The sequence below is a fragment of the Halopenitus sp. POP-27 genome (assembly GCF_029889855.1).
Classification (GTDB): domain Archaea; phylum Halobacteriota; class Halobacteria; order Halobacteriales; family Haloferacaceae; genus Halopenitus; species Halopenitus malekzadehii.
In genome coordinates this window covers 1-7,968 of record NZ_JARANU010000032.1, presented here as the reverse complement: position 1 = coordinate 7,968, position 7,968 = coordinate 1, and the positions used below count along the sequence as shown (strand labels likewise).

7 protein-coding genes are annotated in these 7,968 nt (G+C 68.4%); 3 read left to right on the top strand and 4 right to left on the bottom strand.

Annotated features, from left to right (window positions below; genetic code table 11):
- From OQF70_RS13385 to OQF70_RS13375, 3 genes are all read left to right on the top strand, one after another.
- The coding region (locus OQF70_RS13385) for a PKD domain-containing protein (protein WP_280538211.1) at nucleotides 1-1,681 on the top strand (1,681 nt) is incomplete at its 5' end.
- A gap of 53 nt (nucleotides 1,682-1,734) precedes the next feature.
- Nucleotides 1,735-1,992 carry an MTH865 family protein gene (locus OQF70_RS13380; protein ID WP_092813899.1) on the top strand — a complete coding sequence of 86 codons (258 nt, stop codon included), beginning with the start codon at nucleotides 1,735-1,737 and terminating at the stop codon, nucleotides 1,990-1,992.
- A gap of 79 nt (nucleotides 1,993-2,071) precedes the next feature.
- Entirely contained in the window at nucleotides 2,072-2,857 is a 786-nt protein-coding gene (locus tag OQF70_RS13375; protein WP_280538210.1) for a J domain-containing protein, read from the top strand.
- A gap of 76 nt (nucleotides 2,858-2,933) precedes the next feature.
- Here the strand turns inward: OQF70_RS13375 and OQF70_RS13370 are convergent, their stop codons facing one another.
- The 4 genes from OQF70_RS13370 to OQF70_RS13355 all read right to left on the bottom strand — a co-directional run bounded on the left by OQF70_RS13370 (nucleotide 2,934) and on the right by OQF70_RS13355 (nucleotide 7,925).
- Complete coding sequence (locus OQF70_RS13370; protein ID WP_280538209.1) at nucleotides 2,934-4,337, bottom strand: NAD(P)/FAD-dependent oxidoreductase; 1,404 nt, start codon at nucleotides 4,335-4,337, stop codon at nucleotides 2,934-2,936.
- 99 nt (nucleotides 4,338-4,436) lie between these two features.
- The gene (artA, locus tag OQF70_RS13365) at nucleotides 4,437-5,408 is read right to left on the bottom strand and encodes an archaeosortase A (protein WP_280538208.1); all 972 of its coding nucleotides are present in this window, start codon (nucleotides 5,406-5,408) and stop codon (nucleotides 4,437-4,439) included.
- 71 nt (nucleotides 5,409-5,479) lie between these two features.
- Complete coding sequence (locus tag OQF70_RS13360; protein WP_280538207.1) at nucleotides 5,480-7,585, bottom strand: BGTF surface domain-containing protein; 2,106 nt, start codon at nucleotides 7,583-7,585, stop codon at nucleotides 5,480-5,482.
- Between the two features lie 169 nt (nucleotides 7,586-7,754).
- On the bottom strand, nucleotides 7,755-7,925 hold the full coding sequence (locus tag OQF70_RS13355) for a hypothetical protein (protein ID WP_280538206.1): 171 nt from the start codon (nucleotides 7,923-7,925) through the stop codon (nucleotides 7,755-7,757).
- Nucleotides 7,926-7,968 lie beyond the last annotated feature (43 nt).

Genomic DNA, 7,968 nt, shown 5'->3' with positions numbered 1-7,968 from the left:
TCTATGTTCCCGCCACCCCCCCGAGCCACACACGGCGTATCGACGGCAGCGCCTTTTGGCCATATCTGACAGCGTCGGCGGCGTGCCGGACGAGGACCCCACCGAGACCGCACCAGACGAGAACGGCGAACAGACCGAACCGGACGAGGAGGGCGAGGGAGAGTCTGAGGCCGACGCCCCCGGTGAGGACGTGATTGACTCCGAGACCGGCGTGGCAGTCGAGTTCGAGGACGAATCGGACGATACGACCGGCGAGGGGGACGAGGGGAGCGAGTCCGACGCCGATACGGGGGTCACCGTCCGGGAACTCTCGAACGAGGACCTCGACGCGATCGACGCCACCGCCAGGGACGGCAACCCGCGAGCGGTGATCTCGACGGCGGAGGACGAGGACGGCGACGGGGTCGACGACGAGAGTGACGGCTCCGAGGGAGACGCGATCGACCTCGAGAAAGGAACCATCGTGACGAACGCCGGGGAACCGACCGAACTCTCGGGCGAACGGTCGACGATCAGCGCCTCGAGCGGGATCGCCGAACAGGACCGGATCGTGCGGGCGGTTGACATTGATCCGTCGGATGGCCGCCGAGATCGCCCGGCAACGGTGCGGCTACGCGTCGACCGCGATCAGTTCGGCGACGCCGACCCCTCGGGCGCCACGCTCGGCCACCGGACCGAGAACGGCTGGGAGCTGCTCGACACCACCGTGACGGAGACGACCGAGGATGCCGTGGTCGTCGAGGCGCGCACGCGCGGGTTCTCCCCGTTCGCGGTCTTCGTGGACCCGGACGTCACCTACGAGTGGACGCTGCCGGATGGGACCACCCGGAGCGGCCGGACGCTCGAGTACACCTTCGCGGAACCGGGCCAGTACGACGTCGGGCTCACGGTCCGTGACGCGCTCGGCCGCGAGAGTTCGACCACCCGAACGGTCATCGCCAACGACGTGCCGACCGCGGAGGTCTCCGCGGAGTACGACCGGGCGGCCGAGATGGCGACCCTGACCGCGGACGTCGAGAACGAGGTCGGTGACGCCACGGTGACCTGGACGTTCGCCGACGGCACCACGAAAACCGGCGAGACGGTCACCCAGTCGCTCGCACCGGGCGAGCACGTCGTCGACGTTCGCGTCGCCGACGAGTACGGGGCTGCTACCGAGACCACTGAGCGGATCGCGGTTGCGACCGGCTGGTCGGTCTTCTCCGAGCTCTCGGCGCTGGGCATCGGCAGCACGCTGATCTGGCAGACGCTCCTGTCGCTGACCGCCCTCGGCCTCATCGTCGCCGCCTACCGCTACGTCCCGTGGGGACGCGTCGTCCCGGAAGGTCGCGGTCCCCGAATCACGACCTTTGAGGACCCGCGCGTTAGCCTTGAGACCAACCGCTTCGCGATCGGGTCGCTGTCGGTCATCGATCCACAGGTCGCGCTCGATACGGTCACCATCGCGGTCGTCGACGGCGACGGTGACGAGGTCGTCCGCAAACGCCTCGAGATCGTCGGCGATCGCGAGTACGAGACCACCGATGAGACGATCGTCGTCCCGCCGGGGACCGCGCTCGAACCCGACGAGAGCTACCGGATCCGGGTGACTGCTCGCAACGTGCGCGACCGGACCGGCACGCATAAGGGGACCTCGGTACGGGTCGTCGAGGCCCTCACGAACCCGGTTCCGTCGGTCTGATCGGTGGTCACCGTTCCACAACGCTTTTTCGTTCGCTCGGAAACCTCCCACGTATGACTGACGTCGAATCCGAGCTTCGCGCACAGTTCACCGAGGCCTTCGAAGGCGCGGAGTTCCCCGTCGAGAACCAGATGGACCTCGTCCCGGCGCTGCCGAACGGCCCGGGAACGACCTTCGAGGCCGGCGACGTGCGGTTTACCGCGATGGAGCTGGCCACCAAACTCGGCGGCGAGCAGGAGTTTCCGTACGAGTCCGTCGAGGCGTTCGTCGACGACATCATCGCCGGACTCAAGAAGAACGATATGATCTGACCCGTTCTCTCGCGCGGATGCGAGAGGCCTCCGCCGAGTGGTTCTTCCCCGTGCGTGCACTACGCCGGGACAACCCGTGGTGGTCGACACAATTCCTCCGTTGCCGGCGTGGCTCCTGATCGGTCTCGGAGTCGGACTGCTCGCGACGGGGGGCGTCGTGGTCCTCTTTTATCTCGGCGATCGGCTGTTACCGGCCGGCGGTGCGTCCTCGGCAGCCACGTCCGGCGTGTCGATCGACGGCGACGCCAGGCGTCGGACCGAGATCCGGTCGTACCTGTCCGCGATCGGCGAACGGTTCCAGGAGGACCATCCCGTTCACGACGACCCGGTCGACTTCTATCTCCCCGACCGGGAGGTCGCCATCACGTTCGATGCCCAGCAGTTCTTCCGGCTCGAGCGCGCCGGCGTCGCCGCCGTCCTCTGTGAACACGAGCTGCCCGGTCGTGGACTCGGCGACCGGTTGCCCTTCGACACGCCGGAGACGCCGACGTTCGGGTCGGGCGACGGTCGGGATGTCGGTCCCACTGATGACTCGGATCGCGACCGGATCGCCGGGGCGTTCGGGACGGCCGGCAGACACGGTGAGGACCCGGTCGCAGCCGCCTTCGCGGAGCTGGAGATCCCGCGCTCGAGCGACGAAGACGCGGTGAAACGCGCCTATCGCGATCGCGTGAAGGACGTCCACCCGGACCAGGGCGGCGACGAGGCGGCGTTTCGGCGGGTTCGGTCGGCGTACGCCACCGCGACCGAGTACTGTCGACGGAGGAACGACGCCGCCGAGACGGAGCCTCGAGCCGCGGGTCGCCGATCACGGGGTCCCACGGCGACTGCCAACGGGCGACGCACGACCCGAGGGCGTCGGTAGCACGATACTCGATCCTCGGCCGATCGAACAGCGATATACCGATCGTGTCCTCGGCCTCCACGAGGGCCGACGCCGGTCAGGGATCCACCGCTCCGAGAACGATCTCGCTCGCCCGCCGCCCGCTCGCGAGCGCACCCTGGATGGACGACCAGTCGGTGTACTCACCGGCGAGCACGACCGGTCCCTCGGGTGCGTCGGGAGCCGGAAGCGTCTCCCGGAATCCGGGCGGTTGCGCGAACTGCGCGAACGGGGTTCGGTCGGTCACGAGGGGTTCCAGCCCGTCGAGCGAACGCTCGGGGAACCAGGACGCGAGCGCGCGCTCGGTCTCGGCGGCAAGCGTCGCGTCGTCGCGATCGAACGCATCGTCGTCGACGAACGTGGCCGCGAGCAGCGTCCGGTCCTCGGGGGCGTACTCCGGGGCGACCGCGCCAAGCGGGGCGACCGTGTTCGGACGATCGCCGCCGGCGTTCAACAGGATCCGGGGGCCAGTTCCGAGCGACCGTCCGGGCGGGAGCGTGTACCACTGCGTGACGCAGCCGACACCGGTGGTCGGTATCGACTCGACATCCGTGAGCCGGCGGGCTTCCGGCGGCGACGTCGCGACGACCGCCGCGTCGGCGACCGTCTCCGAGCCGTCCGCGAGACGCAGTCGGACGCCATCATCGTCCGGATTCACGCCACCTGTCGCCGATCCTCCACCTCGCGACTCCCCGACCGCCGACCCCTCGATCGTCAGCTCCTCGACGGTCGTTTCGAGACGGATCGAGCAGCCGGCATCCCGAGCTCGCCCGGCGAGCTGCCGGGTGATGGCGCCCATCCCGTCCGCCGGGACGACGGTTCGGCCCTCGCTCATCGCGTGGAAGGTCTCCCGAAAGACGCGTGCGGAGCTCGACAGCGACCGGTCGAGGGTAATGCCGCCGTAAAAGGGGGCGACGAACCGGTCCAAATACGTCTCGGAGAAGCCACGTTCCTGCAGGAACGACCGGATCGATTCGTCGGTGCCGGCGGTTCTTATAAACCCGAATCCGTCGACCGGGTCGGGTTCGGAGTCGGGATCGACGTCGGACTCGGAGCCGGACCCGGTGGCCAGCTCGCGTTTCAGTCGGAGGGTTCGGAGCTTGTCGGCGAACGGTATCTCCCGCGAGAACGCCGACTCGAGGGCTGCCCGCGGATCGCGGAACGGATCCGCGAGCGTCGATCGCGATCCCGGCCGGCAGATCACGGCGCCGGGTGCGAACGCCCGGAGGTCGAGCGCCTCGAGGTCGAGTTCGGCGCGAGCGGCCGGGTAGGAGTCGAAGAGCACCTGGAACCCGCGGTCGATCGTGAATCCGTCGACGGTCCGGCTGCGGACGCGCCCGCCGACGGTCCCCTCGCGTTCGAGGACGGTGACGTCGGCACCCGCCTCGGCGAGCCGCGCGGCGGCCACGAGCCCGGCAGGTCCCGCGCCGACCACTGTGACCGCCATCTCGGAGTCATCCATACCCAGCGTTCGCAGCGGACCCACAAAAACGTCCCAGGGCCGGAGCGGTCCCCGGTCGAATGTCGTTGCCGGTCGGAGGGACTCACCGGTGGAGAGTCGCTACCGATCGACGTTCGTCGGTTCCCGCGGGAGATCGAGCGCCGCGAGCAGGTCGTGTTCCTCGCCGGTCAACACGTAGAGGACGTCCTCGAGAACGACGACGAGCTCCGGTAGCTGGCGGGCTACGAGGTAGGTGATCCCGACGAGCGCGACGACGGCGAGCAGCTGGCTGAGGATCCGGTCGGAGACAAAAAAGGACACGCGGTAGGGGTCGCTGGCGCCGAACATCGCCATCACGAGCTCGGGCTGCCAGTGCATGTACTGGTTGCCGGTGACGATCGTGATGAACGTCGTCCGGGCGATGTTCAACACGTAGATGAGGGGAATCGAGACCGCGAGTCCGCGGAGCTTCCGCGAGATCGGGGCGTCGACGGCCGCGATGAGCCCGCCGAAGATCGCCATGCTCCCGATTCCGGTACACGCGAGCACGACTGAGACGAGAATGATCTGCTCTTCGGGGCCGTAGACCCACCGAAAGGTTGCCAGAAAGCCCTCCGAGCTCTCGATCATCGTCGGCGCGTATCCGAGGAGGTCCATCGCCGCAGCCGTCTGGGCGGCCACGATCTCGATGAACACCCGCTTGGGTTCCGGAAGGGTGATCCCGCCGACGGTCACCGCGGGAACCGTCTCGAACGGGAGATAGATGAACAGCATCCCGGCGACCGCACGAGTCAACACGAACAGGGATCCGCGGCCGCGGTGGAGCAGGTAGCCGGCGTAGGTACACGCCGGAACGGCGATAAGCGACAGGATGCTCTCGACGTAGCTCTGGTGTTCGAGGGCGAAATAGGGCACCATCGTGAGCCAGAAGAGCCCGAACAACACCCACGTGCCCGCCGCGAACGGTCGCCCGAGCGAGTGCCCACGGCGGTCGAGGAGAGCACCGATCACGAACAGGACGGCGACGACCCACGCGAACGTGAACGTATCGGGCAGCATCGAGAGCGCCGACTGGCCGATCGCGGCGATCATACACCACCGAAAACGGGATCGCCGGGTAAAGCCCTTGCCGTTGGGGACGATCGGGAACCGATCGGCGACGCCTAGCGAACGCGCCGGTACGTCGCGAAGGCGAACAGCGCGACGCTGATCGCGGAGGCGATCGCGTCGATGGCGATCCGGTCACGAACCGTGCCGAGTGCGCCGAGGATCACCCCGATCGATCCCGATCGGAGCGTCGCCAGGATCGACTCGATCGATGCACCGACGTCGATGTCCCCGATCAGATCGACCAGGTCACCACCGACCGAGCTGCCGACCGTCTCGATGACCGTTTCGCCGACCGTCTCGACGACGTCACCGACCGCACCGCCCGGTCCACCATCGTCACTCGCCCCGCCAGGCCCGGTGTCGCGATCGCCGGCCGTTGGCGGGCTATCGGTCGCGCCATCGGCCCCGCCTGTGGGAGTCGTGTCGCCGTCGACGGTGGCGTCATCGGGAGTCACAGTCGCCGCCGCATCGGGCGTCTCAAGCCCACGGAGCTGCCCGTCAACCGTCGGACGAGGAGAGAGGTTCGCGTCGTGGATCGACACGCGGTATCGGTCGCCGACGGAGCCGGCCGTGAGGTCGAGCGTCGACGTCCAGGTACCGTCCTCACGGACGCGAACGCCCTCGTCCACGGCCCGGAGCTCGGGTGCTGGTTCGTCGGTCGACTGAAGCCGAACCGTGAACTCGGTCCCGGGCGCGAGGGTCGTCGTGCCCGTGAACGACTGGTCCGGGGCGGCGTGTGCGTCATAGGGATCGGCCGTGAACGTCGCGTCGCGCTCGACGACGGTGACCCCGGTCGTCACGTCCGCCTCCTCGTGGGTTTCCACCGCGGTATCGGTGTCCATCGCTCCACCCTCCGCATCGGTGTCCTCATCCACCGCGATCGACTGCCTACCGTTGGCGTCGGGTGACGATCCGGGAGCACGTGATCGCGTCGGCGTCCAGCCGATCGCTCCAGCCTGGCCCACACCCGCGACGGACCCGCCGATCGGGGAGCGATCCACGGTGACGATGGATCCCGCCCCGGTGACGGGCGATCGGTCCACGGCGACGACCGGCCCCTGCATCGATCCGATAGCCGGCGTACGTCCGGTGGCGACGGGCTCGATGCTGGCGGGCAGATCGGAACCCGGATCGTCGGTGTCTCCGGCGTCGTCGGCGTCACCGGTGCCCCCACCCGACTCCGACGAGGGCGAGTCGGCCGTACTGATCCCGAGTTCGAGCGCCGGCGCAAGGCTCGGATCGACCGCCGAGCCGTTCGCGAACCGAAGCGTATCGGTCTCGACGAACAGCGCGACCCCATCGCCGCCCCGATCGAGCACGATTCCGAGCGTGCTCGCGCCCACATCGATCGCCCGCGACGCGGTTGCGCCGCCGTGTTCGATCTGGCCGCTTCGTTCGGCTCGTTGGGACCGTTCAGTCGCCGTCACCGCGATCGGGGGCGTATCGAACGCCGGCTCGGCGTCCGGCGTGTCGCTCGCTCCGTCACGGCCCGTGAGCATACCGAACCGGTCACGTGGCCCGACGTCCGGACGCCGTCGGTCCGCAAGCGCCAGGGGGCCCGACACGCCGGCGGACTCGACCCTGAAGACGGCCACGTCGCCGGCCGCGACGGCGTCGGTTCGAGTGACTGCTCCCCGTTCGACGGCGGTCGAAAGCGCCGTCGCCGGCGTCTCGGCCGCGAGTATCGATCGGGCCGTCCCGGCGGTCGTGGTCCAACTCGAAGCGGAGCCCTCGCTCGCCGGTGTCAGCGTGAGCACGCCGTCGGCTTCGGACACGCCCGCGGTCGTCTCGGGATCCGACACGGCGGAAACGGCTATCGGGTACTCGCCGGCCGTGAGGCCGCCGGAGCGGAACGATTGGTCGGTTTCCGGATCGAAGTCGATCGCCGCCCCGACATCGGCTGACACCGGCGCCAGTGTAACGACGGGACCGGCCGTCGTTCCCGCGGTAGCGGTGTTGACGCGCAGCGTGGTCGACGACGCCGATCCGAACTCCGTGATCCGGACCGTCGCCTCGTAGCCGACCGTCTCGTTCCCGATGACGAGCGTGGCGCCGGGTGTATTCCCGGTCACCCCGTCAGCTGCCGTCCCGGCCGCCGTGACCGTGAGCTCGACGATGCCACCGGCGGTGGCGTCGATGGTGGGGTCGGCGAGCGACACCGATTCGGAGCCGACTGGATCACGTCCGGGAGCCGACCCGTTCTCACCGTCACGACCGTCGGCCGACCGGGTGTCGCGATCCGCAGCACCACCAGTATATCCGCCACGAGGGGCCGCAGTGGGTTCCCCTCCGTCAGCAGGTGTGGTCTCCGGTAACGAGACGGGCGTTTCAGTGGATGTCGATCCCGGCGTTTCCGTCTCCGGCGTCGATGGGGTTGTCGGTACGTGGATCGGTGACGGAGTTGGTGTTGAGGTTGGCGTTGGAGCTGGGGTTGGTGTGGGCGTCGGCGTTGGTGTCGGAGTTGGCGTGGGAGTAGGAAATGATGAGGGTTTTGTACATTGTTAAGGTTTGGTAGAGATTGAGTAAAAAAGATGAGAAGGGA